Source organism: Streptococcus sp. A69, from assembly GCF_058556195.1.
In genome coordinates this window covers 89,425-114,038 of record NZ_JBZUJU010000003.1, presented here as the reverse complement: position 1 = coordinate 114,038, position 24,614 = coordinate 89,425, and the positions used below count along the sequence as shown (strand labels likewise).

Genomic DNA, 24,614 nt, shown 5'->3' with positions numbered 1-24,614 from the left:
GTGGTGATAGATAATGCTTGCCAAGGGAGTTCTTCTTAGTTTGAGTCTTTAAGTGACAGAGGGAAAGATATGTGTTATTATAGTAGTACAAAAGGATATCGGAGTAGAAATGAAGTATTTAAGCAGCCAAGACATCAAGGATCGTCAACGAAACATCAGTGACATTAAACCTTATAAAACAACCAAGGAAATCGTCGTTTCAAATATCTTTACCTTCTTTAATGCTATGAACTTGGCTCTGGCAGTTCTGGTAGCCACAACCTTGCGATTTGAAAATATGCTCTTTTTAGGTGTGATTGCTATCAATACAGCCATTGGGATTTTCCAAGAAGTGCGTTCAAAAAATGCCTTAGAAAAGCTAAGTTTGCTTGGTAAAAGTAAGTACAAAGTCAATCGAGATGGTCAAACGATTGAGATTGATCCAGAGGACATCGTACTGGGTGAGTACCTGCATCTCAATATAGGTGATCAGGTGCCTGTAGATGCAGAAGTTCTTGAAGGGAATATTGAAGTTGATGAGTCCTTGCTGACTGGTGAGAGTGATTCGGTCTTTAAAACAGTTGGTGACAAGCTGATGAGCGGAAGCAATGTCGTCAGCGGTACTTGTCTGGTTATGGCAACGGCTGTGGGTCCAGATAGCTATATTAACAAACTCGCAAAATCCAGCAAGGAATTCAAAAAATACCCTTCTCAACTACGCGATTACATGGATAAGATTTTAAAAATCGTCTCGATCTTGCTGGTGCCAGTTGCCATTCTGCTCTATATCAGAGGTTTTAGTCTAGGACGGTCTTATGTTGAGATTGTTTTAGGAAGTTCAGGTGCCTTGGTCGGCATGATTCCAGAGGGTTTGATTCTCTTGGTTAGCGTCTCCCTAGCGGTAGCAGCCATGAAGTTGGTTAAAAAGAAGGTTCTAGTGCAGGAACTATACTGTGTAGAGACCTTGGCGCGAGTAGATGTTCTTTGTTTTGATAAGACAGGAACTATCACGACTGGTAATATGAAGGTCCAAGAAATGGATGCTAATGTAGCAGAGAAACTGTCTTCTTATCTGGCTTATTTCGAGGATGAAAATGCAACTTCCCGAGCTCTGAAGACTTACTTAACCTGTGAGAAAAAGTGGGAAGTTCAAGAAGTCGGTGCCTTTTCAAGTAAAAACAAGTATTCCTTTGTCCAAGTAAAAGAGGGTGGGACCTATTTCTTCGGTGCTTATGAATTTCTAGGCTTTACCCAGCCGATGGATGCCTACTATGAGCATCTGAAACAGCAAGGTTTTCGAATCTTGACACTTGCCCATAGTAAGGACCACATCATGAGTCCAGCCAATATGGAACTACTAGGGCACGTTGTTCTGTCAGATGAGATCAAGGATAATACCAAGGAAACCTTTGACTATTTTGAGTCTCAGGGAGTGGAAGTAAAGATTATCAGTGGGGATAATCATGTGGCTGTATATGGAGTGGCTCGTAAGGCAGGATTTAAAGAATCAGCCCGTGCGATTGATATGACCAAGGTGAGTGATGAGGACTTTGAAAGAGTGGTCTTGGAACACGATATCTTTGGTCGCGTGACACCTGAGCAGAAAGAAAAGATGGTAACCGTTTTACAAAATGCTGGTAAAACAGTTGCTATGAGTGGTGATGGAGTCAATGATGTTCTAGCTCTCAAAAAAGCAGACATCAGTTTCGCTATGAATGGTGCTACCAGTGCAGCCAAAAGCGTCTCCAATATTGTTTTTCTCACAGATGATTTTGCGGTATTTTATGATATCTTGATGGAAGGTCGCCGGGTTATCAATAATATCCAAAAGGTCGCCTCTCTCTTTCTAACAAAGACCTTCTTCTCCATCGTGTTTGCGATTTTGAGTGTGATTTTTGGATTGGAATTTGCCTTTATCCCCATTCAGTTTACAATTATTTCAGCCATTACGATTGGGATTCCATCCTTCTTCCTAACTTTTGAGTCCAATAAAGAAAAGGTTAGCAGGCACTTTATGAGAGATATCCTGACCAATGCGGCGATTGGTGGAGGCGTTCTGGTTGCTAGTGTTCTCTTGATAAATTTCTTTATCACTGTCCCAGGTCAGGTCAAATTTATTTGCTTCCTCCTTGCCCTGATCAATGGTCTGTGTCTAGTTGCCAAGGTCAGCATTCCCTTTAATCGATACAAACTAGTCTTGCTCACGTTTTTGAGCCTTGCAGCCCTTGTTGGATTGCTTGCTAATACCTTTATCCTGCGAGGAGCTTTTGTGCCTCTAGAAACCACTCAAGTACTCTATGTAGCCATCCTAGCAGTGGTGATTGGGAGCCTTCATTATCTGACTAGAAGAAAAAGTTGATACACAAAAAGAATCAGGATTTGATCCTGATTCTTTTTTATCTATATTCTCGATGGATTGGATTACATGATACCGAGGAAACGAGCTGCAATACCTACTGCAAAGAGAGCAAGGATGATTGCGATTGGTGATACTTTTTTCTTAAGCAACCACATGCAGAGGAAAGTAAGGAGAAGTCCCATCAATCCTGGAATCAATGAGTTCAACTGACCTTGAAGTGTTTGTGGTTGAACGCTATCCAAGCTCAAACCACTAAGAGCCTGACCAAGAATTCCCTTCAATTCTCCACCTGTTACAGGTCCTTCTGGGAAGTTGATGTAGGCACCTTCAGCCAATTGTTTACCTGGAAGGTTCACAGTAAAGTTGATAGATACCCAACGTTGTACAAGAACGGCAAGGATGAACATACCAAGGATAGATGCTCCTTTGGTGATATCTTTCAAGATACCACCAGACATGTCTTTAGTGATTTCAGATCCAGCTTTGTAACCGAACTCTTGTGTGTACCATAGGAAGGCCATACGGATAGCATTCCATCCAAAGAAGAAGAGAAGAGGACCAACAATATTACCAGATGCAGCAAGTGATGCACCGAGGGCTCCAAGGATAGGACGAACTGTAAACCAGAATACTGGGTCACCGATACCAGCAAGAGGTCCCATCATACCGATCTTAACCCCTTGGATAGCCGCGTCATCGATCTCAACACCGTTAGCGCGCTCTTCTTCAAGTGCAAGAGTAACCCCCATGATTGGAGCAGCTACGTATGGGTGAGTGTTGAAGAACTCAAGGTGACGCTCAAGAGCAGCCGCTTGGTCTTCTTTTTTAGTGTACAATTTTTTGATAGCTGGGATCAATGAGTAAGCCCAACCCAAGTTTTGCATACGCTCGTAGTTCCAAGAACCTTGAAGGAATTGTGAACGCCACCAAACTTTTTGACGATCTGATTTTGATAATTGAATTTTTTCAGCCATGATTGTTCCCCTTTCTAGTAGTCTTCTAGGATATCACCGATTGGGTCGTTAGAAGTCGCAGCTCCGCCGCCACCGTTACCACCTTGTTTTGAAAGGTTAAGGTAGATGAAGGCAAGGGCAACACCGATGACACCAAGGGCAATCAAAGTCAATTGAGAGATTGCTGCAAGAGCAAAACCGATAGCGAAGAATGGCCATACTTCACGAGTTGCCATCATGTTGATAACCATAGCGTAACCAACGGCAACGACCATAGCACCACCGACAGCCATACCACCATTCAACCATTCTGGCATTAGGCCAAGAGCGTCTTGAACAGCAGAAGCAGGGATAGCGATAAGGAAGGCTGCAGGGATAGCGATACGAAGACCTTGAAGAACAAGGGCAAAGTAGTGAGCGCGTTCAACAGCCGCAATGTTTCCTTCTTTTGCAGCTGCGTCAGCTGAGTGAACCAAGGCAACTGAGATTGTACGAACAATCATTGTCAAGAAAAGTCCAGCTACGGCAAGAGGGATAGCTGTGGCTGTTGCGACGGCGATACCTTCGGTAGTAAAGTTACCACCTTTGATCAAGATGATCGCTGCGGCAACAGATGCAAGAGCAGCGTCAGGAGCTACGGCAGCTCCGATGTTAGCCCAACCAAGGGCGATCATTTGAAGAGATCCACCAAGCATAACACCTGCTTCGAGGTTACCTGTTACAAGTCCGATAAGGGTACATGCGACGATTGGTTGATGGAATTGGAATTGGTCGAGGATACCTTCAAGACCTGCAAGGAAGGCAACAACTACAACCAAGATAGCAGAAATGATTGAAATATCTGACATGGTTTTATTCCTTTTCTATTTAGTTTTAATAAAGTACTTAATCCTGTTTTCAAAAATGATAAAACAGATTAAAATTATTGAACGTTTGCTTTCTTAATTAAGTCAAACAAATCTTTTTTCGTGTCGTTTGGTACTTTACGTACATCAAATTCAACACCGAGGTCACGCATTTTTTCAAATGTTGCAACATCATCTTTGTCCATAGACAAGACGTTATTGATCATTGTTTTACCTGTTGAGTGGGCCATAGAACCAACGTTAAGGGTCTTGATTGGCACGCCACCTTCGATGGCACGAAGGGCATCTTGAGGTGTTTCAAACAAGATAAGAGCATGTGTGTTACCAAAACGAGGATCTTTTGCAACCTCAATCAATTTTTTGATTGGGACGACGTTGGCTTTTACTCCGTTAGGAGCTGCTTGTTTGATCAATTCTTTACGCAATTCGTCGTTTGCAACGTTATCTGAAGCAACGATGATACGGTCTGCTTTTGAATCTGGTGTCCAAGCAGTTGCGACTTGTCCGTGAAGAAGACGTGTGTCAAGACGGGCAAGATTGATTTTCAATTTACCATCTCCGATAACAGTTCCTTCTGGAATAGCAGCTTGGGCAACTGGAGCAGCCGTAGCACTAGCCCCTTCCTCAACTGGATTGAGCTCTTCTGGAAGAGCTTTGATGCCATCTTTGGCTTCTTTTATGATATTCGCAGCGACTTTATCCACACCTGCAGTAGCGTCCATAAGGCGCTCAGTGTAGGCTTGGATCAACATCGGCAAGTTAAGCCCTGTGATGATGGCAAACTTACGCTCAGGATTTTCTCCCATCACGCGGCTAGCTTGGTTGAATGGAGATCCACTCCAAAGGTCAGCCAATACTAGAACCTCATCTTCTGCGTCAAATGCAGCCACAGCATTGTTGAATTTAGCGTAAAGGTCATCTGGACCTTCATTTGGCATAAAGGTTACAACTTGAACCTTTTCTTGTTCACCAAAGATCATAGATCCTGACTGATGAATACCCGCAGCAAATTCGCCGTGGCTCGCAATAATGATTCCGATACTCATTATTGTCATTCCTCCTTTTAAAATGTTTGACTTATAGGTTTCCTAAAAAACCTCAGACGTACCTAGTATAAATCGTTTTCATATAAAAATCAACTACTTTTTCGAAAATTGTAAAAGTTTTCAATGAAAATAGGCTTACAAAATGTTAATATATAAATAAATTCAAAAAATATATGAAAATAGCAATAGAAAATTTAATATAAAAATACTGAAAATGAGTGACCTTTATGAAAATAGAATGAAAATAAAAAGGAAAGATTGCAGGATAGGAATCTTCCTTTTTATAGGAATAAATTTTGTAAAGCGTGGGCTACCCCGTCTTCTTCATTGGTTAGAGGAAGTTGTTCGTCTGCATATGGAAGGAGAGAAGGATTGGCGTTTTTCATAGCATATCCCTTGCCTGCAAATGCCAACATTTCCGTATCATTATGTTCATCACCAAAGGCGATTAAGTCTTTTTTATCACGATTCATAACATTGAGCAAGTACTCTAGAGCAAAGGCTTTGTTTACACCCTTGGGAGTACACTCGAGGATGTTGAGTGGCCCACCCCAGGTGTTGATAGCTAGTTGGTGCTGATAAAAACGATTCATCTCGTCCGCTAGAGCGTATTTGTCCTCAACCCTTGTTTGCAAGAGAATGCAGTTAGGATTCTTGGTTACTCGTTCGGGTTTGAATTGATTTTCTGGTTGGAAGTTCTCTACGCCAAATAGTTTAGGGTCCGCAATTTCTTCATTCGGAGCTGTAATGTAAAATTTCTTACGGTATTCTCCTGCAATAAAGTCGGCCTGGATATCCTCTTTACGTTTGACCATATCTAGGAGATATTTTTTGTCCAAGGTTAAGCATCTTTCGTGCTCCCAAGCCTGTCCTGGTAGATGGGTAAGGGAACCATTAAAGTTAATCATAGGAGTATGTAGCTCTAGTTCGCGGTAGAAGTCTTTTGCCATGCGATACGGACGCCCCGTCGTGATGATAACATGGTGCCCTTTTTCTGAAATTTTTTTGATTGTCTCTTTGGTAAAATCGGAGAGCTTGCTTTCGCTATTGAGCAAGGTTCCGTCCAAATCGACTGCAATAATTTTTTTTGTCATATAAACCTTCCTAGTAGATTCCAGATAAGATGTCTACTATTATATCAAAAAGAAAGAAGAAAAACAGACTCAAAACAAAAAATAAAAATTTCATTTTGTTAAATAATTCAAACAAACATATTGAAAAGGTGAATGATAAATGATATAATACTCATATTGTTCGTAAAAAACAAAAGGAGATTTATGATGGACAAACTATTTAAACTAAAAGAGAACGGAACAGACGTTCGTACGGAGGTTCTCGCTGGTTTAACAACTTTCTTTGCAATGAGTTACATTCTCTTTGTAAACCCACAAATGCTTGCGCAGACAGGGATGCCTGCTCAAGGTGTCTTCCTAGCAACGATTATTGGTGCGGTAGCTGGTACTCTGATGATGGCCTTCTATGCGAACCTGCCATACGCTCAAGCACCAGGTATGGGACTCAATGCCTTCTTTACCTTTACAGTCGTATTTGGACTTGGTTATTCATGGCAAGAGGCCTTGGCTATGGTCTTTATCTGTGGGATTATTTCACTAATCATTACCTTAACAAATGTTCGGAAAATGATCATTGAGTCAATTCCAAACGCTCTTCGTTCTGCGATTTCAGCAGGTATCGGTGTCTTTCTTGCTTATGTAGGGATTAAGAATGCTGGCCTTTTGAAATTCTCTATCGATCCAGGAAATTATACAGTTGCCGGTGAAGGTGCTGATAAGGCGCAAGCAGCCATTACAGCAAATTCTTCAGCAGTTCCAGGCTTGGTTAGCTTTAATAATCCGGCTGTTTTAGTGGCTATTGCAGGTTTGGCGATTACGATTTTCTTTGTTATTAAGGGTATCAAGGGAGGAATCATCCTTTCTATTCTAACAACGACAGTTCTTGCTATCGCTGTTGGTTTGGTTGATGTATCAAGCATTGATTTTTCTAATAACCATGTAGGTGCAGCCTTTGAAGATTTGAAGACAATCTTTGGTGCAGCACTTGGCTCACAAGGATTGGGTGCTTTAATCTCAGACACTGCTCGTCTACCGGAAACACTTATGGCTATTCTGGCCTTCTCGTTGACAGATATTTTTGACACAATTGGTACTTTGATCGGTACAGGTGAAAAAGTCGGTATCGTAGCAACAAATGGTGAAAATCACCAATCAGATAAGTTAGATAAGGCTCTTTACTCTGACTTGATTGGTACTTCAATTGGTGCCATCGCAGGTACTTCAAACGTAACGACTTATGTCGAGTCTGCTGCTGGTATTGGTGCAGGTGGACGTACTGGATTAACTGCCTTAGTGGTTGCGATTTGTTTTGCAATTTCAAGTTTCTTTAGTCCACTTTTGGCAATTGTTCCATCAGCTGCGACGGCTCCAATTTTGATTATCGTTGGGATTATGATGCTTGGTAGTTTGAAAAACATCCATTGGGATGATATGGCTGAAGCTGTCCCTGCCTTCTTTACATCTATCTTCATGGGATTCAGCTACTCTATCACACAAGGGATTGCAGTTGGTTTCTTGACTTATACGTTAACAAAAGTTGTCAAAGGTCAAGCAAAGGACGTGCACGCGATGATTTGGATTTTGGATGCCTTGTTTATCCTTAACTATATCAGTATGGCGCTATAAATGATATAATAGAAAAAGGGGAGTCTCCCCTTTTTAATTATAAGGAGGTACATCATGAAAGATAAGACGATTTGGCAAGAGGTTTTAAACAGAGGGAAATGGGTGATCATCCTTTTGGTAGCTTTTGTTCTATCTCAATTTCCCATAGGACTTGCTTTGTTTTTAGCAAACAAACAGTTTCCGATTTTACAGTCAGGGCTCTTAGTAGGTGCTCTATCCATAGTCGTTTTGATTGTATTCATTATTGGTGCACGAAAAACACAACTTGCTACTTTTAATCTATCCTTTTTTAAGGCAAAAGACTTGGCTCGCTTGGTACTGAGTTATCTGGTGATTTTTGCGACAAATCTCTTGGGTTCACTCCTGCTTCGACTAACAAATGAGGCAACAACCAGTAACCAATCAATACTGAATGGTTTGGTTCAGAATAGTTCCTTGATTTCAACTTTCTTCCTACTAGTCTTGATTGCGCCGATTTGTGAAGAAATTTTGTGTCGTGGAATTATTCCAAAAAAGATCTTCCGTGGAAAAGAAAAACTTGGCTTTGTTGTTGGTGCAATCGTCTTTGCCTTACTCCATATGCCAACCAATTTACCTTCTGTGATTATTTATGGAGGAATGTCAACGGTTTTGACTTGGACAGCCTATAAGACTGAGCGCTTGGAGATGTCCATTTTGCTTCATATGATTCTCAATGGTATTGCATTTTGTTTGTTGGCCTTATTGGTATTGATTAGTAGAAATCTAGGTCTATCATTCTAAACCATTGACCTACTTGGAAAAGATGAATACTAGCGTGTCCATCTTTTTCTTTTTATGGTAAAATAGAGAGATAATATGGTAAAGAACCTTAAGGAAGTGACCGTTATGTCCAATAAAGTCAACCACGTAAAAACAGCCATTTGCGGCATTATCAATGTAACCCCAGATTCCTTTTCGGATGGTGGGCAGTTTTTTGCTCTTGAGCAGGCGCTCCAGCAAGCCCGTAAATTGATAGCAGAAGGAGCGTGCATGATCGATATCGGTGGAGAATCGACTCGGCCGGGCAGTAGCTATGTTGAGATAGAAGAGGAAATCCAGCGTGTTGTTCCAGTGATTAAAGCTATCCGTGAGGAAAGTGATGTCCTCATTTCTATCGATACATGGAAAAGTCAGGTGGCAGAGGCTGCTTTGGCTGCTGGTGCCAATCTGGTAAATGACATCACGGGTCTTATGGGTGATGAAAAAATGGCGGATGTGGTTGCTAAGGCTGGAGCAAAAGTGGTTATCATGTTTAATCCAGTTATGGCTCGACCTCAGCACCCTAGTTCACTCATATTTCCTCATTTTGGTTTTGGGCAAGCTTTTACAGAAGAAGAGTTAGCTGACTTTGAAAAAGTGCCAATCGAAGACTTGATGGAGGCTTTCTTTGAACGTGCTCTAGCGAGAGCGGAGGAAGCTGGAATTGCAAGAGAAAACATTTTGCTGGATCCAGGGATTGGCTTTGGTCTCACCAAGAAGGAAAATCTACTCCTTCTACGGGACCTTGATAAATTACACCAGCAAGGATATCCGATCTTTCTTGGAGTTTCGCGTAAGCGGTTTGTCATTAATATCCTGGAGGAAAATGGCTTTGAAGTCAATCCTGAAACGGAAGTCGGTTTCCGCAATCGGGACACAGCTTCGGCTCATGTAACCAGTATCGCTGCGAGACAGGGTGTGGAAGTGGTGCGCGTGCACGATGTAGCCAGTCACAGGATGGCGGTTGAAATTGCGTCAGCTATTCGATTGGCAGATGATGCAGAAAATCTAGATTTAAAACAATATAAATAAGATGAACGAAATTCAAAACAATCAATGGATTGCCCACTACCGGACGGACCAACCGCATTTTGGCTTGGAACGCATGGTAGAACTCCTAGCTCTGCGAGGCAATCCCCATCTCAAACTCAAGGTCATCCATATCGGAGGGACCAACGGCAAGGGGTCTACCATTGCTTTTTTGAAAAAGATGCTGGAAAAGCTAGGACTGAGAGTTGGGGTGTTCAGCTCGCCCTATCTCATTCATTATACGGATCAGATTAGCATTAATGGGGAATCCATTCCCGAGGCTAGGCTAGAAGCCCTCATGGCAGACTATCAGTCTTTGCTTGAGGGAGAATCTGCTGACAATTTGCAGGGAACAACTGAGTTTGAGATTATCACAGCTTTAGCTTATGATTACTTTGCCTCAGAGCTAGTAGATGTGGCTATCATGGAAGTCGGCATGGGTGGCCTTCTGGATAGTACCAATGTTTGCCAGCCCATTTTAACAGGCATCACAACCATTGGACTGGATCATGTAGCCCTACTTGGTGACACCTTGGAAGCCATAGCAGAGCAGAAAGCTGGTATTATCAAACAAGGTATTCCTTTGGTGACAGGTCGCATTGCTCCAGAAGCCTTGGCTGTTATCGACCATATGGCAGAAGTTAAACATGCACCGAGACTTGTCTATGGGAGTGATTATCAAGTCAGTCATCAAGAAAGTGTGGTGACAGGCGAAATCTTTGACTATACTAGTTCTGTCAGACAAGGTTGCTTTCAAACAGGTCTGATTGGTTTACATCAGATCGAGAATGCGGGGATGGCGCTTGCCCTCCTAGACACTTATTGCCAGGAGACTGGGCGAGAATTTGCAAGTAATGCCTTGGTTGCTCAAGCTCTTGAGGAAACCAGTTGGCCGGGGCGTTTGGAGGTCGTGTCTAGAGACCCATTGTTGCTTTTGGATGGAGCCCACAATCCCCATGCTATCAAGGCTTTATTGGCAACCTTGCAAGAACGCTTTGCGGATTATCATAAGGAAATCCTCTTTACGTGTATTAAAACCAAGGCCTTGAATGATATGCTGGATTTACTAGAGACGATGCCAGATAGTCAATTGACTTTAACCCATTTTGACGATAGTCGGGCGACGGATGAAAGCGTGCTGAAAGAGACAGCCAAGTCTAGAAATCTTAATTACCAAAGTTGGCAGGATGTTCTAGAGCAGAAATTGACAGATAAAAATGAAGAGAAAAAAACAGTTAGGATTGTCACGGGTTCCTTGTATTTCTTGAGCCAAGTGAGAGCCTACCTAATGGAGAGGAATAACTAGAGAATGGATACACAAAAAATTGAAGCAGCTGTAAAAATGATTATCGAGGCTGTAGGAGAGGACGCTAATCGTGAGGGCTTGCAGGAAACGCCTGCTCGTGTAGCTCGTATGTACCAAGAAATTTTTTCAGGTCTTGGCCAAACTGCGGAGGAACATTTGTCAAAATCCTTTGAGATTATCGACGATAATATGGTGGTGGAGAAGGATATCTTTTTCCACACCATGTGTGAACACCACTTCTTGCCCTTCTATGGGAGAGCGCACATTGCCTATATTCCAGATGGACGTGTGGCAGGTTTGTCCAAGCTAGCCCGCACAGTTGAAGTTTATTCTAAAAAACCACAGATTCAAGAACGGTTGAATATTGAAGTAGCTGATGCCTTGATGGACTATCTAGGGGCTAAGGGAGCCTTTGTTGTCATTGAGGCTGAGCATATGTGTATGAGTATGCGTGGTGTCAGAAAACCAGGCACTGCAACTTTGACGACCGTAGCCCGTGGCCTATTTGAAACAGATAAGGATCTCCGAGATCAGGCTTATCGTCTTATGGGACTATAAAAGAATCCGCTGCGTGCGGATTTTTCTAGAAAGGACTAGTTATGGATCAACTGCAGATTAAAGATTTGGAAATTTTTGCCTATCATGGTCTTTTTCCTAGTGAGAAGGAATTGGGACAAAAGTTTGTTATTTCCGCAAGCTTATCCTATGATATGACCAAGGCGGCGACTGAGTTAGATTTGGCTTCTTCTGTCCACTATGGAGAACTTTGCCAACAGTGGACGACTTGGTTTCAGGAAAGCGCTGAGGATTTGATTGAAACGGTAGCCTACAAACTAGTAGAGCGTACCTTTGAGGCTTATCCTCTTGTTCAAGAAATTAAGCTGGAACTCAAAAAACCTTGGGCTCCAGTCCACTTACCACTTGATACCTGCTCAGTAACCATCCACCGTCGCAAGCAACGGGCCTTTATCGGCCTAGGAAGCAATATGGGCGATAAGCAAGCAAACTTGGAACAAGCTATTGACAAACTGCGAGCTCGCGGCATCCATATTCTCAAAGAATCCAGTGTTTTGACGACGGAACCTTGGGGCGGTGTGGAGCAAGATAGTTTTGCTAATCAGGTGATTGAAGTAGAAACCTGGCTACCAGCACCAGTCTTGTTAGAGACCCTATTAAGCATTGAGTCAGAGATGGGACGGGTTCGAGAAGTGCATTGGGGCCCTCGTTTGATTGATTTGGACTTGCTCTTTGTGGAGGACCAGGTCATTTATACAGACGACCTCATCTTACCTCACCCTTATGTAGCAGAACGTCTCTTTGTCCTTGAGTCTCTGCAAGAAATAGCTCCCCATTTTATCCATCCGATCCTAAAGCAACCAATTCGATACTTGGTTGACCAGTTGGAGCAAGGAAATGCCTAAACTTTCCGAGACCTATAGCAAGTGGAAGAGTATCGGGGAGGGACTACTTGCTATTGTTTTAGGGCTTCTCTTGATTCGATTTGGACAAGTTATTCCGCGAATGGGGTACCAGTTGCTGATGGGCTACTTTTCCTTGTCAGCAGTTTGGCACTTGTTGACTCGCTGGTTTCAGGATAAAAAACGTCGGGAAAACATCTTTGTAACCTTGGCCAAGCTGGTGGTCGCGGCTCTGGTGTTTGACTCTATCATCTTGCAAGACCTTACCCTCTATCTCCTAGTCTTTGTCATTGCGAGCTACCAGCTGTTTACGGGTGGCATTAGTCTTGTGACCTGGTCTCTCTATCGAAAAAATGCTATTCATCCTCGGCTCCATCATCTCTTCGATGCTGTATGGATGATAGGATTCGGGCTTTATAGCATCTCTCCTTTTCACGATGCAGCAAATTTTGAATTGCTCTTGCTTGGGTTTTACTTGCTCATGTTAGGGGCTAGTAGCCTTCGGGACGGTTTCTTTTTTGAAAAGATAGAAAACAATCCCAAGCTGAAGCGGCATATGCGAATGACCTTGCCGATCTTTGTGACGGCTCTGATCCCTATCAGTACCTTGCGAAAACTAAATGAGTGGCTGGCAAATCATGAAAGCCAAGAAGGGGAAGTTCATTCGGAAAGAAAAAACGACCAGACGGTTGATCTGGAAATTTTTATCCATACCTCAGAAACCTCTTTCTTCCTCGCCATGGGACATGTGGATATTTGTTATCAAGGGCAGGTTATTTCCTATGGTTCGTATGATCCTCACTCGGAGCGTTTATTCGGCATGGTTGGAGACGGTGTTTTGTTTAAGGCCAATCGGGAAAAATACATCGAGCTCTGTAAGAGAGAAAGTCAGAAGACCTTGTTTGCTTATGGTCTGAGTTTGACGGACCAACAGAAAACAGCTATCCAAGCTCGCCTAGCGGAGATAGAAGACCTGTTAATTCCTTGGGAACCAAGTTCGCAGTTGATGAAAAGAAGAGAGGGAGAGGTCAAGCATACCTACTCCTACCAACTAAAAGAGGAAGCAGATGCGACCCTCTATAAATTCAGCTCATCCGAGTTTAAGACCTACTTCGTTCTCAGTACCAATTGTGTCTTGCTGGCAGACTCTATCGTAGGAAAAGCTGGGACTGATATATTGAGTCCCCAAGGTTTCATTGTACCAGGGACTTATCAGGATTATCTTGACTTAGAGTATACAAAACCCAACGGTCTAGTTGTCAGTCGATCCATTTATTAGAAAAAGAAAACTCTAGTTCCTCAGCAATTTACGCCGAGAAGCTAGAGTTTTTAAAATAGGTCATTTTCTTCTGGAAGGAGGATGGTTTCTCTACCGTCCATGTCTACAACAAGGACCCTAGGAGGGTAAAGCGGATCAAAAGGATGATTGAAATCAAAATCAATGCTAGTCGGAAGGTTCTGACTAGAGAAATGGAAGGTAATTGTCCCCTCGTTGTTGAGAAGCTGAAATTCAAGTTCTTCTTCTAATTCAAAGACGTTTTTCAAAAAATGATCGATAATGAACCATAAAGAGTCAATAACATCATCAGGTAAGCTGGTCACAACACCAAAACTGGCCGAACGTCTCTGGGTATTTGTAAAAGCCATGTTTCCTTCCTCCTTTTATTTTTCTTATCATACAGTAAAAAAGCTGAAAAATCAAGGAAACCTACTCGCTTTTTCAAAATGAGAATGAAGAATGAAATTTTTTCAAAGTTTCTCCTAAAAATACTTGAAAGTGTTTACAATAAGTGATAAAATGGAGTAAGTAGATGCGTGAAAGCGAAATTTTCATTATAGAAAGGAAACGGAATGAACACAGATGATACAGTAACGATTTATGACGTCGCCCGTGAAGCAGGAGTTTCGATGGCAACAGTTAGCCGTGTCGTTAATGGCAACAAGAATGTTAAAGAGAACACTCGAAAAAAAGTCCTAGAAGTGATTGATCGCTTGGACTATCGACCAAATGCGGTAGCCCGTGGTTTAGCTAGCAAGAAAACAACGACAGTCGGAGTTGTGATTCCGAACATTACCAATGGTTATTTCTCAACACTTGCTAAGGGGATTGACGACATTGCTGAAATGTACAAGTATAACATTGTCCTAGCAAATAGTGATGAGGATGATGAAAAGGAAGTTTCAGTGGTCAACACTCTCTTTTCAAAACAAGTCGATGGGATTATCTTTATGGGCTATCACTTGACTGAAAAGATTCGTTCAGAGTTTTCTCGTTCACGGACACCGGTTGTTCTTGCTGGTACTGTGGATGTAGAACACCAACTTCCAAGTGTCAATATCGACTACAAACAAGCAACGATTGATGCTGTAAGCTACCTTCTCAAAGAAAACGAAAAGATTGCTTTTGTGAGTGGACCACTTGTTGATGATATCAATGGCAAGGTTCGTTTGATCGGTTACAAGGAAGCCTTGAAAAAAGCTGGACATTCTTATAGCGAGGGCTTGGTCTTCGAATCAAAATACAGCTATGACGATGGCTATGCCTTGGCAGAACGCTTGATTTCATCACAAGCTACAGCCGCAGTTGTAACAGGTGATGAATTGGCTGCGGGTGTGTTGAATGGTTTGGCTGACCACGGTGTGTCTGTGCCAGAAGAGTTTGAAATCATTACGACAGATGACTCTCAGATTGCACGATTCACTCGTCCAAACTTGACAACTATTGCCCAACCTCTTTATGACTTAGGTGCTATCAGCATGCGTATGTTGACGAAGATTATGCATAAGGAAGAGTTGGAAGAACGTGAAGTTCTCTTGCCTCATGGTTTGACAGAACGTCGCTCTACACGAAAACGTAAATAGAAAAAATCAGGGAATCGTGAGATTTCCTGATTTTGTGTTCTAGAGAAGAGGATTAGCCTTCCATATAGTCTTTCAAAGCTTGTCCTTTTAGTCCAGCATTAAGGGCAATTAATAATTTGAGGCGCGCTTTTTGAGCGTTGAGTTCTTTGACAAAGAAAACACCAGCTCGTTGCAACTGCACTCCTCCACCTTGGTAGGCGTAGACAGGTTCAGCAATACCATTAAAACATCGTGAGACCAAGGCGACTGGAATTCCTTTTTGGAGGAGATTTTCTAACTTTTGAGCTGTTTCTTTGGGAACATTGCCTGCTCCAAAGGCCTGAATGACTAGGCCATCCAGTTGTTCCAAGTCTAACATATCGATCAGCTCGTCTGTCATACCTGCATAGGCTGAGATGATGGGAACCAGACCTTGAATATGCTCGAGATCAAAACGGACACGAGGTTCGGCCGTTTTGAAGTAGAGGATTTCTTGCTTCATGATGAGGCCAAGTGGTCCATGTGTTGGGGTTTGAAAGGTGCTGACGTTGGTCGTATGAGTTTTGGTAACATACTTGGCTGCGTGGATCTCATCGTTCATGACGACCAAAACGCCCTTGTCGGCTGCTTTATCATCGCTGGCAACTCGCAAAGCGCTCAGATAGTTGTAAACACCATCGCTACCAAGTTCGTTTGAACTACGCATGGCCCCTGTTAGAACGATGGGGATGGGAGGAATTTTCATGGTATCAAGGAAGTATGCTGTTTCTTCTAAGGTATCTGTACCATGTGTGATGACAACTCCATCGTAGTTATCAGCTTCCTCTTTAATCTTATGATAGAGTGCAAGCATATGCTTGGGTTTGATATGAGGGCTTGGCAGATTAAAAAAGTCTAGGGCATGAACCTCAATCCCTTCAAGTGGATTGGAAACATGGTTCATGGGATTGTCCTGACTAGTTACAACGGCACCAGTGGTGTCTGCTTGCATGGAAATAGTCCCACCTGTATGTAAAACAAGGATTTTCTTAGGCATGATTTAGTCACTCTTTCTGAAATGTGGTATAATCATTGTAACACAAAAGGGGAGAATGGAATAGGATGGAAGTCAAAGCTGTTTTTTTTGATATCGATGGAACGCTAGTCAACGATCGTAAGAGTGTTTTGAAATCCACTAAGGACGCGATTAAGATTGTCAAAGAGCAAGGGGTACTTGTTGGAGTAGCGACAGGACGAGGGCCGTTTTTTGTCAAGGAATTGATGGAAGACTTGGACTTGGATTTTGCGGTTACCTACAATGGCCAATACATTTTTAATAAAGAAAAGGTACTCTTTGCAAGTCCGATTGCTAAGTCAAGCCTGCGTCAACTGATTGCTTATGCTAAAAAGGAGCGTAAAGAAATCGCTCTTGGAACCGAGCATGCCGTTGTTGGTTCGAAAATTATGTCATTTGGTCTCGGATCCTTTTCTCAACTGGTTAGTCGTTTTATTCCGACTGTTCTGACAAGAACCGTTAGCCGTTCCTTTAATCGAATGGTCAGCAAGGCAGTTCCTCAAAAGGAAGACGACCTGCTTAACTTGATTAATCAACCCATTTATCAAGTTTTGATGCTGATGACGCCAGAGGAATCTGAGAAGGCAGCAGCTGATTTTGAAGATTTGAAATTAACTCGAAGCAATCCTTTTGCAGCAGATATCATTAACCAAGGAAATTCCAAATTAGAAGGCATTCGCCGAGTCGGGAAAGAATATGGCTTTGATCTCAACCAAGTCATGGCCTTTGGTGATTCAGACAACGATCTGGAAATGTTGGCGGGTGTTGGTATGTCGGTCGCTATGGGGAATGGCAGTAGCAGTGTCAAAGAAGTTGCCAAGCATATTACGGCAAGTAATCAACAAGATGGTATCCACAAGGCGCTCGAGCACTTTGGTGTTTTGGCTTCAGAAAAAGTGTTTGTCAGTCGAGACTACCACTTTAATAAGGTCAAGACCTTCCACCACATGATGGATGAACGAACTCAAGAAGAGCCACAGGCATGGGATGCTGAAGGTGCAACCCACCGCGCAGACTTTAAAATTGAAGAATTAGTGGAGTTTGTTCGTGCAGCAAGTTCTTCGGAGGAAGAATTTCAAAACTCCCTTGCAAGCATGCATGAGGCACTTGATAATGCGGCAGAGAAAGTGGCGAAAAAGACACCTGCTAAGCAAAATCTGGTCGGTCAAGTGGATGCTTTGATTGACACACTGTATTTCACATACGGTAGTTTTGTTTTGATGGGAGTGGATCCAGAACGTATTTTTGATATTGTCCATGAAGCGAATATGGGGAAGGTCTTCCCTGATGGAAAAGCTCATTTTGATCCAGTTACACACAAGATTTTAAAACCAGATGACTGGGAAGAAAAATATGCTCCAGAACCTGCTATTAAACAGGAGCTACAACGTCAGCTTAAGGCTTATGAGCGACATAAGGAAAGAAATAGAAATAAGTCATGAAGCCTTTCTTGGGATAAAAACCAAGAAAGGTTTTTATTGAATCCACATTAATAGAAAACGAACTTTTGTGAATATATCACTAATTATTATTAGCTTTTTTATATAATAAAACGAAATGAAAACATTTTGAATATTTTCGGAAAGAGAATAAGCAATTATTTCATTTACAAAAAAAGACTAAAAATTATATATTTTAGTATGATATATAATTTTTTGTAGATTTTTATCAAAAAAGGTGAGTCAAATTATTTGATATTTGAAACTTAGTGTGTTAGAATCGATTTAGAGGGCGAATAAATATAAACAGATTTAGACTACTTTAAAACTCTTTGGTAACTTTTATTGTAAGGAGACAAGAAGTTAACATATCTATTTTAGGCCTATAGGTAAGTTGCATTTAAAAAGTTGGTTATTGTTTTGAAGTTGGATTGAGATTCTGTTATATAATTTGTGCACAATTGCTCTCCAGATTTTATGTTTTCTTTATTTTTCAATTTAAAGACTTAAGAGGTTTAAAATGAATAAAAAATACACCTATTTAGCAGGTTCAATTTTAGCAGTGGCAACAATGCTTCCAGCCTTTACGCCAAGTGAAGCTCACGCTGCTTCTAACGGATATAGTAACAATAGATACTATACATCATCTAGTCGTCGTTCATCTTCTCGTAATACTAATCGTAGTACTAGCAATCGCAATCGTAGATATTACTATACTTTAAGTAATTATGGGTATAACAACTACTCTCCAAGCTATAATTATGGGTATAACAACTACTCTCCAAGCTATAATTATGGGTATGAAAGCTATTATCCTTCATACAACAATTGGGGGTTCAATAACTATAACAACTGGACTACAGGATATTACCCAAGATATACCTATTGGCATAATTGGGATAACTATTGGAATAATTACTTTAACTTAACTAAAGATGAGAATTACCTTTATTGGAATGGAAATCATTATTACCGTATGAACGATGGTAGCTACCGCATTTACCGTGATGGTGAATGGAAGCCATTGACAAACACTAACAATTCTTCTACAAATAACTTGGAGAATGATCCACATTACCGTTACGAAAATGGTTATCATTACTATGTATTGGATAATGGAGATTATTACTATTACCAAAATGGTAAATGGGTTCTAGTAAAAGCTTCTGTTGAAACAACACCAGCTGAACCAGCGCAACCAAGTCAACCAGAAGTTCCAACTCCGACTCCAGCAGAACCAGAGACTCCAACACCTGCGCCTGGAGATAAGCCTGATGAGCCTACTACACCTGCTGAACCAAAACCGGAACAACCAACAACTCCAAGTCTTGATTTGCCAGAAAATCCTCCAATTGGCGGTGCAGAAGGTGAGTTTGATCCATTTGCTCCGAAGCCAGAGCAACCAGCAGAACCAAAACCAGAAACTCCAACAACACCTGCTGTGCCAGAAACTCCTGGTTTGACAACAACGGATAAACCAAGTGAAGATCAAATTCCTCCGTATGTCGAAAAACCGGCTGAAGGTTTGGAACACTTGGCTTGGGCACCAAATGGACAAACGCCAAAATTGGTTTACCCACCAGGAAAACCAGGTGATAAAGCCCTTAAAAATGATAAAAACTACTACTTCGATGGTAGCACTCATTACTACTATGTACCATCTAACTCAGAACGTACAGGATATTCAGCGTACTGGAAGTGGATTGGACAAAAATGGAAACTCCAAGGTATGACTGATCCAAACGATCCAGCTCTTGATCCAAAACTTCACGAAAATACTGCTGATGATGAGTACATGTACAGCGATCAAAAATCTAGCGTAAAACTTTACTCAACAAACTTGGTAACTACTGCCAAAGCTGGTCAACCATTGCCATTCAAGAATGTTGAAGAGTTCAAGAACTACGTTATCGAAAAGATGAATCCTAAGTTCCTTGATAACGCAGGATGGGATGCCAAAGTCGAATGGGAAATCGAAGATGCTGATATCTTTGAGAAGACCAAAGAAAACCCATATGCTAAGGACTATATCTTGATTGCCAACCTTAAGAGTGGTGTTGAGGACAAGAAATACAGTGACGTAGAATTTGGATATGTGAAGTTTGTTTACCGTGTTGAAGCAACAAACGATACAAACTATGACTATCTTTCAAAAGCAAAAGAAGCATTCGCAAAAATCAATGAAACTCGTAAGGCCAATGGTTTGAAAGAGTTGACTTGGTCAGAAGATATTTATCAAAACCAAGCACTTCCTAAGGTAAACGAAATTTCACGTCAATACGATAGTTCAGGTTTTGTTGGCCGTCGTGACGAAGACGCAGCTGTTGTCGTTAAGAAATGGGCTAACAGCGGTCTGAGAGAATTGCTTCTTGATCCTAACATAACTGAAGGTGCAGTAGCGACAGTTGTAGACGGGAATGGTGTATACTACTGGACTTACAGTTACAAATAATTCGATATTTTGGGATTGGATACTTTCTAAATACGACAGAGGCTTTAAACAATTGTTTAAAGCCTTTTTGTGACCAAATGTGAGTAAGCAAAAAGGAGCACAGAGCTCCTTTTTTTATGATTACAATGTTTTTTCACTTTCTCTCACGACCAGCAAATCGACTTTTGCATGGCGGAGAATATATTCAGATGAAGAACCAACTAAGAGGCGTTCAAAGGCATTGAGACCTGTAGCACCAACTAAAATCAAGTCAACATTTTCTGCATCCGGAATCGTCCGAGCGAGGAGAGTTTTGGGATTTCCCATTTCGATGACGATGTGGATATCAGTTAAACCAGCATCTTTTGCACGCTTTTCATACTCTTTCATCATACTTTCAGCATCAGCTTGGAGTTCTTCGTAAACTTCAGCATCAAAGGTAGATACGCTTTGAAGAGCGCGTGTGTCAATAACATGGACAATAGTGAGCTTGGATTCATTGCGTAGGGCAGTGTAAACACCCTTGACGAAAGCCAAGTCCGCTTCTTTAGAACCATCAATTGCGACCATAACATTTTGGTAACGTTGTGCCATAATGAAACCTCCTGAAATTTTCTTGCTTTTATTGTAACCCTTTTCACTAAAGAAGTAAAGTAAAAATCATATTTTAAATCATATTGTTTGTTGGTCATAGACTTAATGCGTATATATAAATAAAAGAAAATTGGTGAGAATTCTCTTTGTCAATGTTTTTTTCTTTTGCTTCCTTGTTTATGGAAGCTTGTCGCAGCGACTTTCTAGTGGTATAATGTTACTATCCTGACGAATTGAGGAAAAAAGATGAAAGAATTTAACAAATCTAGCAAGCTAGAGCATGTTGCTTATGATATTCGTGGTCCTGTTTTAGAAGAAGCCATGCGTATGCGAGCAAATGGAGAAAAGATTTTACGCCTGAACACAGGGAATCCAGCAGAATTTGGCTTTACAGCGCCAGATGAGGTCATTCATGATTTGATTATGAATGCGCGTGATAGCGAAGGGTACTCTGATTCTAAAGGGATTTTCTCAGCCCGTAAGGCTATCATGCAGTATTGCCAACTGAAGAAATTCCCAAATGTGGATATTGATGATATTTACCTTGGAAATGGTGTCAGTGAGCTGATTGTCATGTCCATGCAGGGGCTTTTGGACAATGGAGATGAGGTCTTGGTACCTATGCCAGACTATCCTCTCTGGACAGCGGCTGTCAGCCTAGCTGGGGGAAATGCCGTCCACTATATCTGTGATGAAGCTGCAGAATGGTACCCTGATATTGACGATATCAAGTCAAAAATCACTTCCAATACCAAGGCTATTATTCTCATCAATCCAAATAATCCGACAGGAGCTCTCTATCCCAAGGAACTCTTGTTGGAGATTATCGAGATTGCACGTCAAAACGACTTGATCATCTTTGCGGATGAAATTTACGACCGTATGGTCATGGACGGTCATGAGCATGTCTCAGTAGCTAGTCTGGCTCCAGATGTCTTCTGTGTCAGCATGAATGGTCTTTCAAAATCTCACCGTATCGCTGGTTTCCGTATAGGATGGATGGTCTTATCTGGACCTAAGACACATGTCAAGGGCTATATTGAAGGTCTTAATATGCTGTCTAACATGCGCCTTTGCTCTAACGTTTTGGCTCAGCAAGTCGTACAAACCTCGCTAGGTGGGCATCAGTCGGTGGACGAATTGCTCCTTTCTGGTGGACGGATCTACGAGCAAAGAAACTTCATTTACAATGCCATCCAAGATATCCCAGGTTTGTCTGCGGTCAAGCCGAAGGCGGGACTTTATATTTTCCCTAAAATTGACCGCAATATGTATCGCATCGATGATGATGAACAGTTTGTCCTCAATTTCTTGAAGCAAGAGAAGGTTCTCTTGGTTCATGGTCGTGGTTTTAACTGGAAGGAACCAGACCATTTCCGTATCGTTTACCTCCCTCGTATAGATGAATTGGCGCAAATCCAAGAAAAGATGACTCGTTTCTTGAAACAGTATCGTAGATAGGGCTTACATTAGAAAAAGCTGGAAACATTTGCCTAGAGCTATTGACAAAAGTATCAGAATCAGATAGAATAGTAAAGTATGTTTAGTAACTGATCACTTTATAGCCGGCTAAACGAATACAAAATCTATGAGGAGGTATTCATCGTGAAACGTACTTATCAACCAAGTAAAATTCGTCGTGCGCGCAAACACGGATTCCGTAACCGTATGTCAACTAAAAACGGTCGTCGCGTATTGGCAGCTCGTCGTCGTAAAGGACGCAAAGTTTTGGCTGCATAATCCAAACAAATTCAGCAAAGAAGTCAGTAGGAACTCGAGTCTACTGGCTTTTCTTTTTATCTTAAAGGGTGCATTGTCCACAAAATCGTCAATTTCAAATGGAATTCATGGAATGCTCATTTAAAAGGTCACATACAAAAAACTCAAAACCAGATATAAGATACTGATTTTGAGCTTTTGTTTATTCTTTTAAGTGATAAGAGTAGCTAGCGACAACGACGTCTTCGTGCCATCTGAGAGCGTATTTTAGTTTGAGGCTCATTTGATTGTGCAGGATATTTTGCCAAGGCTTGTTAGGGATGAACTGTGGGACAAGGACTGTAACGGTATAGTTTTTTTGCTTAGCTTCTTGGGCGATTCGTTTGACATACTTAACGCTAGGGGTGATGATGTCGCGGTAGCTGGTATTGATATTCTTCAGAGTGATATTGGGGAAGTAATCGGCAAATTCCTGAAGAATTTCTTGGTCTTTTTCCACCGTTTCTTTAGTAGAAATGTGCATGGCCAACACTTCGTCACCGATACTTTGAGCGTAGTTGATGGCTCCGACACTTACTCGAGTGACATTTCCTACTAGGACAAGGACAAGGTTACCGTCATAAGTGCGTTTTTCAATTCCTTCGTAGAGTCGCAGTTGTTTTGCCACTTTTAGGTAATGGCTGTGAATGGACAAAAAGAGGAAGGTTAAAACTAGGATAATTGGGAAGAATGGCCAGATATCACCCAGTCTGAAGAGGAGTAAAATGAGGACAATGGCATAACAAATGATGGCCCCAAGGATATTAGCGAAGGCAGATTTTAAGAAGTTTGCTCCTTTTTCCTTTTTCCAATGGCGAATCATCCCAGTCTGAGAAAGGGCAAAGGGAACGAAGACTCCGATAGTATAAAGAGGAATCAAGCGCTCAGTATTCCCGTTAAAAATGAGAAGAAGGATCATAGCTCCAAAAGCCAGAGTTAAGATACCGTTGGAGTAGCCAAGGCGATCCCCTTTTTCCATAAAGAGATGGGGCATGTACTTGTTTTTGGCCATATTGTAGGACAGCATAGGGAAGGCTGAAAAGCCAGTATTTGCAGCTACGGCTAGAATCAAGGCTGTCGAGAACTGGAAGAGATAGTAGCTAGCATGACCAAAGAATGAATCACCAAGAATGCCCTTGGCCATTTGCGAGAGGATGGTTTCTCCGTGTTGAGGCGTGATACCCATCCAGTAGTTTAGGAAGGTAATGCCTGCAAAAAGAAATCCTAAAATCAGCGACATGATGGTCAGAGTCTGAGCAGCATTCTTTTCTTTCGGAGTTTTAAAAAATGGTACCGCATTTGAAATAGCTTCAACCCCTGTCAGAGAGGCAGAGCCACTGGTAAAGGCTCTTAGTAGGAGAACGATGGAAAGGCTCGGAACAGTTTGTCCAATGGTTGAAGTCGCCTGATAGTTTAGGGAACCTGTAAATAGTTGAAAGAACCCATAAAGCAAGAGAAAGACGGTACTGAAGATAAAGAGGTAGACGGGAATCATCAGAGAGCTGGCAGATTCTTTCAATCCTCTTAAATTCAAGAGCATGAGCAGGCAGACTAGGAAAATAGAGATATGAAGATTATAAGGATGGAGGGCAGGGATGGCTGCAGTAATAGCATCAGCTCCAGACGCAACGGATACGGCTACTGTCAGCATATAGTCAACAAGGAGACTGCCTCCTGCAATCAAGCCCAGTTCAGGGGAAAGATTTTCCCGAGTGACCATATAAGCTCCTCCACCTTGAGGATAGGCATGAATGATCTGACGATAAGAAATGGTCAAACTAGCGAGCAGTAAGAGGACAAAAATACCAATAGGGAGGCTCCACCAAATAGCGAGAGGAGACAGACTGACTAATACGAGAATGACTTGTTCGGGCCCATAGGCAATAGAAGACAGGGCATCACTGGATAACATTGCAAGTGCCTGCATTTTTCCCAACAATCCTCCTTCGCCGTCTGTGAGAGACTTGAGTGGTCGACCGATAAAGGTATATTTTAATTTTCTAAACATTTTCTTTTCCTTTGCTGAAAAATTCAATAAGTGTTATTATACTGCTTTGAAAAA

The 24,614-nt window shown here is 41.8% G+C and carries 21 protein-coding genes; 13 read left to right on the top strand and 8 right to left on the bottom strand.

Annotation, left to right across the window (positions count from 1 at the left end):
- The first annotated feature begins 109 nt into the window (after positions 1 to 109).
- Positions 110 to 2,338 (top strand): HAD-IC family P-type ATPase, encoded by a 2,229-nt coding sequence (locus AC4ME5_RS08075; RefSeq protein ID WP_491800477.1) that lies wholly within the window; start codon positions 110 to 112, stop codon positions 2,336 to 2,338.
- A 62-nt stretch (positions 2,339 to 2,400) separates the two neighbouring features.
- Here the strand turns inward: AC4ME5_RS08075 and AC4ME5_RS08070 are convergent, their stop codons facing one another.
- From AC4ME5_RS08070 to AC4ME5_RS08055, 4 genes are all read right to left on the bottom strand, one after another.
- Entirely contained in the window at positions 2,401 to 3,312 is a 912-nt protein-coding gene (locus tag AC4ME5_RS08070; protein ID WP_000818320.1) for a PTS system mannose/fructose/sorbose family transporter subunit IID, read from the bottom strand.
- A 14-nt stretch (positions 3,313 to 3,326) separates the two neighbouring features.
- Complete coding sequence (locus AC4ME5_RS08065) at positions 3,327 to 4,139, bottom strand: PTS mannose/fructose/sorbose transporter subunit IIC (RefSeq protein WP_001280325.1); 813 nt, start codon at positions 4,137 to 4,139, stop codon at positions 3,327 to 3,329.
- Positions 4,140 to 4,213: 74 nt separating this feature from the next.
- Positions 4,214 to 5,203, bottom strand: coding sequence for a PTS sugar transporter subunit IIB (locus AC4ME5_RS08060; protein WP_247943061.1), 990 nt, complete (start codon positions 5,201 to 5,203; stop codon positions 4,214 to 4,216).
- Between the two features lie 281 nt (positions 5,204 to 5,484).
- Positions 5,485 to 6,297 carry a Cof-type HAD-IIB family hydrolase gene (locus AC4ME5_RS08055; protein ID WP_033585460.1) on the bottom strand — a complete coding sequence of 271 codons (813 nt, stop codon included), beginning with the start codon at positions 6,295 to 6,297 and terminating at the stop codon, positions 5,485 to 5,487.
- Between the two features lie 186 nt (positions 6,298 to 6,483).
- On the opposite strand from AC4ME5_RS08055, the gene AC4ME5_RS08050 reads away from it, so the two are divergent.
- The 7 genes from AC4ME5_RS08050 to AC4ME5_RS08020 all read left to right on the top strand — a co-directional run bounded on the left by AC4ME5_RS08050 (position 6,484) and on the right by AC4ME5_RS08020 (position 13,714).
- On the top strand, positions 6,484 to 7,902 hold the full coding sequence (locus AC4ME5_RS08050) for an NCS2 family permease (protein WP_007522449.1): 1,419 nt from the start codon (positions 6,484 to 6,486) through the stop codon (positions 7,900 to 7,902).
- 54 nt (positions 7,903 to 7,956) lie between these two features.
- Positions 7,957 to 8,664, top strand: coding sequence for a CPBP family intramembrane glutamic endopeptidase (locus AC4ME5_RS08045; protein WP_045616510.1), 708 nt, complete (start codon positions 7,957 to 7,959; stop codon positions 8,662 to 8,664).
- Positions 8,665 to 8,739: 75 nt separating this feature from the next.
- The gene (folP, locus tag AC4ME5_RS08040; RefSeq protein WP_491800476.1) at positions 8,740 to 9,714 is read left to right on the top strand and encodes a dihydropteroate synthase; all 975 of its coding nucleotides are present in this window, start codon (positions 8,740 to 8,742) and stop codon (positions 9,712 to 9,714) included.
- A gap of 1 nt (position 9,715) precedes the next feature.
- Complete coding sequence (locus AC4ME5_RS08035) at positions 9,716 to 11,017, top strand: bifunctional folylpolyglutamate synthase/dihydrofolate synthase (RefSeq protein WP_223326606.1); 1,302 nt, start codon at positions 9,716 to 9,718, stop codon at positions 11,015 to 11,017.
- Between the two features lie 3 nt (positions 11,018 to 11,020).
- Entirely contained in the window at positions 11,021 to 11,575 is a 555-nt protein-coding gene (gene folE / locus AC4ME5_RS08030) for a GTP cyclohydrolase I FolE (RefSeq protein WP_000380916.1), read from the top strand.
- A 41-nt stretch (positions 11,576 to 11,616) separates the two neighbouring features.
- Positions 11,617 to 12,438, top strand: a complete 822-nt coding sequence (folK, locus tag AC4ME5_RS08025; protein WP_084872196.1) for a 2-amino-4-hydroxy-6-hydroxymethyldihydropteridine diphosphokinase — start codon at positions 11,617 to 11,619, stop codon at positions 12,436 to 12,438.
- The gene (locus AC4ME5_RS08020) at positions 12,431 to 13,714 is read left to right on the top strand and encodes a hypothetical protein (RefSeq protein WP_084938919.1); all 1,284 of its coding nucleotides are present in this window, start codon (positions 12,431 to 12,433) and stop codon (positions 13,712 to 13,714) included. The genes folK and AC4ME5_RS08020 overlap by 8 nt, the downstream gene beginning before the upstream one ends.
- A gap of 50 nt (positions 13,715 to 13,764) precedes the next feature.
- Here AC4ME5_RS08020 and AC4ME5_RS08015 read toward each other — a convergent pair whose 3' ends face one another.
- Positions 13,765 to 14,082, bottom strand: coding sequence for a DUF960 domain-containing protein (locus AC4ME5_RS08015; RefSeq protein WP_084938918.1), 318 nt, complete (start codon positions 14,080 to 14,082; stop codon positions 13,765 to 13,767).
- Positions 14,083 to 14,286: 204 nt separating this feature from the next.
- On the opposite strand from AC4ME5_RS08015, the gene ccpA reads away from it, so the two are divergent.
- The gene (ccpA, locus tag AC4ME5_RS08010; protein WP_001090635.1) at positions 14,287 to 15,297 is read left to right on the top strand and encodes a catabolite control protein A; all 1,011 of its coding nucleotides are present in this window, start codon (positions 14,287 to 14,289) and stop codon (positions 15,295 to 15,297) included.
- A 52-nt stretch (positions 15,298 to 15,349) separates the two neighbouring features.
- On the opposite strand, the gene AC4ME5_RS08005 is transcribed toward ccpA, so the two are convergent.
- Positions 15,350 to 16,312: an asparaginase gene (locus tag AC4ME5_RS08005; protein ID WP_491800475.1), complete on the bottom strand. Its 963-nt coding sequence runs from the start codon at positions 16,310 to 16,312 to the stop codon at positions 15,350 to 15,352.
- Between the two features lie 65 nt (positions 16,313 to 16,377).
- Between AC4ME5_RS08005 and AC4ME5_RS08000 the strand changes: the two genes are divergently transcribed.
- Both AC4ME5_RS08000 and AC4ME5_RS07995 read left to right on the top strand, forming a co-directional pair.
- Complete coding sequence (locus AC4ME5_RS08000) at positions 16,378 to 17,772, top strand: Cof-type HAD-IIB family hydrolase (protein ID WP_045616504.1); 1,395 nt, start codon at positions 16,378 to 16,380, stop codon at positions 17,770 to 17,772.
- 517 nt (positions 17,773 to 18,289) lie between these two features.
- A complete protein-coding gene (locus tag AC4ME5_RS07995; RefSeq protein ID WP_007522428.1) occupies positions 18,290 to 20,221 on the top strand; it encodes a hypothetical protein in 1,932 nt (643 codons plus the stop codon).
- A 120-nt stretch (positions 20,222 to 20,341) separates the two neighbouring features.
- On the opposite strand, the gene AC4ME5_RS07990 is transcribed toward AC4ME5_RS07995, so the two are convergent.
- Positions 20,342 to 20,794 (bottom strand): universal stress protein, encoded by a 453-nt coding sequence (locus AC4ME5_RS07990; protein WP_000079164.1) that lies wholly within the window; start codon positions 20,792 to 20,794, stop codon positions 20,342 to 20,344.
- 246 nt (positions 20,795 to 21,040) lie between these two features.
- Here AC4ME5_RS07990 and AC4ME5_RS07985 point away from each other — a divergent pair, with 246 nt between their 5' ends.
- Together AC4ME5_RS07985 and rpmH are read left to right on the top strand one after the other, a co-directional pair.
- On the top strand, positions 21,041 to 22,255 hold the full coding sequence (locus AC4ME5_RS07985) for a pyridoxal phosphate-dependent aminotransferase (protein WP_491800474.1): 1,215 nt from the start codon (positions 21,041 to 21,043) through the stop codon (positions 22,253 to 22,255).
- Between the two features lie 144 nt (positions 22,256 to 22,399).
- A complete protein-coding gene (gene rpmH, locus AC4ME5_RS07980; protein ID WP_000831902.1) occupies positions 22,400 to 22,534 on the top strand; it encodes a 50S ribosomal protein L34 in 135 nt (44 codons plus the stop codon).
- 181 nt (positions 22,535 to 22,715) lie between these two features.
- Here rpmH and AC4ME5_RS07975 read toward each other — a convergent pair whose 3' ends face one another.
- Complete coding sequence (locus tag AC4ME5_RS07975; RefSeq protein WP_007522422.1) at positions 22,716 to 24,560, bottom strand: APC family permease; 1,845 nt, start codon at positions 24,558 to 24,560, stop codon at positions 22,716 to 22,718.
- Positions 24,561 to 24,614: the final 54 nt, after the last annotated feature.

What these genes read in the sequence shown, in the direction of transcription:
- AC4ME5_RS08075 (WP_491800477.1), top strand. Translation starts at nt 110, where the DNA reads ATGAAGTATTTAAGCAGCCAAGACATCAAGGATCGTCAACGAAACATC.
- AC4ME5_RS08070 (WP_000818320.1), bottom strand. Translation starts at nt 3,312, where the DNA reads ATGGCTGAAAAAATTCAATTATCAAAATCAGATCGTCAAAAAGTTTGG.
- AC4ME5_RS08065 (WP_001280325.1), bottom strand. Translation starts at nt 4,139, where the DNA reads ATGTCAGATATTTCAATCATTTCTGCTATCTTGGTTGTAGTTGTTGCC.
- AC4ME5_RS08060 (WP_247943061.1), bottom strand. Translation starts at nt 5,203, where the DNA reads ATGAGTATCGGAATCATTATTGCGAGCCACGGCGAATTTGCTGCGGGT.
- AC4ME5_RS08055 (WP_033585460.1), bottom strand. Translation starts at nt 6,297, where the DNA reads ATGACAAAAAAAATTATTGCAGTCGATTTGGACGGAACCTTGCTCAAT.
- AC4ME5_RS08050 (WP_007522449.1), top strand. Translation starts at nt 6,484, where the DNA reads ATGGACAAACTATTTAAACTAAAAGAGAACGGAACAGACGTTCGTACG.
- AC4ME5_RS08045 (WP_045616510.1), top strand. Translation starts at nt 7,957, where the DNA reads ATGAAAGATAAGACGATTTGGCAAGAGGTTTTAAACAGAGGGAAATGG.
- folP (WP_491800476.1), top strand. Translation starts at nt 8,740, where the DNA reads ATGGTAAAGAACCTTAAGGAAGTGACCGTTATGTCCAATAAAGTCAAC.
- AC4ME5_RS08035 (WP_223326606.1), top strand. Translation starts at nt 9,716, where the DNA reads ATGAACGAAATTCAAAACAATCAATGGATTGCCCACTACCGGACGGAC.
- folE (WP_000380916.1), top strand. Translation starts at nt 11,021, where the DNA reads ATGGATACACAAAAAATTGAAGCAGCTGTAAAAATGATTATCGAGGCT.
- folK (WP_084872196.1), top strand. Translation starts at nt 11,617, where the DNA reads ATGGATCAACTGCAGATTAAAGATTTGGAAATTTTTGCCTATCATGGT.
- AC4ME5_RS08020 (WP_084938919.1), top strand. Translation starts at nt 12,431, where the DNA reads ATGCCTAAACTTTCCGAGACCTATAGCAAGTGGAAGAGTATCGGGGAG.
- AC4ME5_RS08015 (WP_084938918.1), bottom strand. Translation starts at nt 14,082, where the DNA reads ATGGCTTTTACAAATACCCAGAGACGTTCGGCCAGTTTTGGTGTTGTG.
- ccpA (WP_001090635.1), top strand. Translation starts at nt 14,287, where the DNA reads ATGAACACAGATGATACAGTAACGATTTATGACGTCGCCCGTGAAGCA.
- AC4ME5_RS08005 (WP_491800475.1), bottom strand. Translation starts at nt 16,312, where the DNA reads ATGCCTAAGAAAATCCTTGTTTTACATACAGGTGGGACTATTTCCATG.
- AC4ME5_RS08000 (WP_045616504.1), top strand. Translation starts at nt 16,378, where the DNA reads ATGGAAGTCAAAGCTGTTTTTTTTGATATCGATGGAACGCTAGTCAAC.
- AC4ME5_RS07995 (WP_007522428.1), top strand. Translation starts at nt 18,290, where the DNA reads ATGAATAAAAAATACACCTATTTAGCAGGTTCAATTTTAGCAGTGGCA.
- AC4ME5_RS07990 (WP_000079164.1), bottom strand. Translation starts at nt 20,794, where the DNA reads ATGGCACAACGTTACCAAAATGTTATGGTCGCAATTGATGGTTCTAAA.
- AC4ME5_RS07985 (WP_491800474.1), top strand. Translation starts at nt 21,041, where the DNA reads ATGAAAGAATTTAACAAATCTAGCAAGCTAGAGCATGTTGCTTATGAT.
- AC4ME5_RS07975 (WP_007522422.1), bottom strand. Translation starts at nt 24,560, where the DNA reads ATGTTTAGAAAATTAAAATATACCTTTATCGGTCGACCACTCAAGTCT.